Source organism: uncultured Kordia sp. (assembly GCF_947489565.1).
Taxonomy (GTDB): Bacteria; Bacteroidota; Bacteroidia; order Flavobacteriales; family Flavobacteriaceae; genus Kordia.
Window position 1 is genome coordinate 1 of sequence record NZ_CANLEA010000056.1, and the last position, 521, is coordinate 521.

The window sequence follows — 521 nt, forward strand, 5'->3', positions numbered from 1 at the left end:
ATCACCATCATTGTCTGTGTCTAGATCGCCATTACCTGTTTCTACTACATCCGTAATGCCGTCATTGTCACTGTCTAAATCGAAATGATTTGGAATGCCATCGTTGTCTGCATCAAAGCCTGGTTCAATCATTCCGTTTGCATCTCCAACTAGTGGATCGCCTGGCGCATCATCTAGATAGTTTGGTACACCATCATTGTCTGTATCCGCACTTGGATCTACACCTGTTGGGTTTTCATCAACATCAGCGATTCCGTCATTGTCATCATCGACATCAACTGTATCTGGAATACCATCGCCGTCAAAGTCCATTTCTTCTCTAAAGTCAACTTCTGGCGTGCTTGGATCATCGTTGTTATCTGTACCTGCGGCTCCTGTGTTTAGGTTATCATTTACATCTGGTTCTACTCCTGTATCATCACTGGTATCAAAGCCATCATCTAGTCCGTCACCATCGGTGTCAGTTCCTGTGAAGGTGCCTTGTCCTGCTTCATCCACATCGTCAATACCATCATCATCAC

The 521-nt window shown here is 44.7% G+C and carries 1 pseudogene; it reads right to left on the bottom strand.

Annotation, left to right across the window (positions count from 1 at the left end):
• Window positions 1-521, bottom strand: a pseudogene (locus tag Q0845_RS27705) (hypothetical protein); the annotation flags it as partial.